This is a genomic window from Streptomyces sp. NPDC007095 (genome assembly GCF_040634475.1).
GTDB lineage: Bacteria > Actinomycetota > Actinomycetes > Streptomycetales > Streptomycetaceae > Streptomyces.
On sequence record NZ_JBEYFS010000550.1, the window covers coordinates 1 to 1,008 of the forward strand.

The 1,008-nt window shown below is 66.9% G+C and carries 2 protein-coding genes and 2 pseudogenes; 3 read left to right on the forward strand and 1 reads right to left on the reverse strand.

The window, feature by feature from the left end; translation table 11 throughout:
* Positions 1–119: pseudogene (locus tag ABZ656_RS58140) on the reverse strand (DUF2637 domain-containing protein); the annotation flags it as partial.
* On the opposite strand from ABZ656_RS58140, the gene ABZ656_RS58145 reads away from it, so the two are divergent.
* The 3 genes and pseudogenes from ABZ656_RS58145 to ABZ656_RS58155 form a co-directional block, all read left to right on the forward strand.
* Entirely contained in the window at positions 102–458 is a 357-nt protein-coding gene (locus tag ABZ656_RS58145; protein WP_180361951.1) for a hypothetical protein, read from the forward strand. The pseudogene ABZ656_RS58140 and the gene ABZ656_RS58145 sit on opposite strands and share 18 nt — an antisense overlap.
* Positions 424–642: a hypothetical protein gene (locus tag ABZ656_RS58150; RefSeq protein WP_360280917.1), complete on the forward strand. Its 219-nt coding sequence runs from the start codon at positions 424–426 to the stop codon at positions 640–642. Before ABZ656_RS58145 ends, ABZ656_RS58150 begins: the two co-directional genes overlap by 35 nt.
* A 22-nt stretch (positions 643–664) precedes the next feature.
* Positions 665–1,008: pseudogene (locus ABZ656_RS58155) on the forward strand (hypothetical protein); the annotation flags it as partial.

The window sequence follows — 1,008 nt, forward strand, 5'->3', positions numbered from 1 at the left end:
CGGACGCCCTCCATGTGCTTGTCGGCGGTGATGTCCGCGATCCGGCCGATCGCGTGCCGGGCCGCCTCGACGGAGACCACGAACAGGACCGGGATCACCGCGTGCATGCCGACGCTGATCTGCCCATGGCCCTGGCAGCGGCGTTGCTTGTGAACTCCTCGCCGGTCCTGGTCGCGGAGTTCATCACCGGGACACCCGTGACGGTGGGTCTGCTGGAGCTCCCCGGCGGCGTAGTCGCCTTCCCGCCGCTGGCCACGTACGTTCACGAGGCGGAGTACTACGACGCGGACAGCAAGTTGGACGTGTCCAGCCAGGGGACCGTGTCCGTGGAGCCAGCAGAGTTCCCGATCCATGTACAGGACCTGGTCACCTGCATCCTGTGGGAGGCGCTGGACTGTCCGGGGAGCGATCCGCGTCGACTTCATGGTCACCAGCGCCGGCGCGGCGTACGCGCTTGAGATCAACCCCACGCCAGGCATGTCGCGAGAAGCCAACTTCATCACCGGCGCGGGACTGGTGGGATTGAGCCATACCGATGTAGTGCGGGCTTATCTCCACGAGGCGCTGACCCGGCCCGCATACGATGCTCCCCTGCCCGTGCCCGTCTTCACCGGAACGCCGGAACCGCGGGACGCCGCCTAGTCCCCAGGGGAGAGCACCACCTGTGTCCGTGATCCACCAGGTTCCCATGTGCCGACAACTCATTCCGGCAGAGGAATGGGAACAGCAAGGCGGCTGGGCACTCGGCGACCGCCTTGAATGGTCCAACCGCGCGTGCGGCATGGCGGCGCTCCGCATGATCCTGCTCGCCTACACGGGCACCTCGCCCAGCGTGACCGAGCTACTCAAGCTCGGCGAGAAGCGCGGCGCCCGGGTAGAACGCGGTTGGGTCCATGCAGCCCTCGCTAACCTCGCAGGAGGGCACTGTCACGTTGTTGGGTGTGTGGAGATCTGGCGGCGTGTCAGGGTGTGGTGTTGCTGGGTTCCGGGCCCTTGGTCAGACCGTGG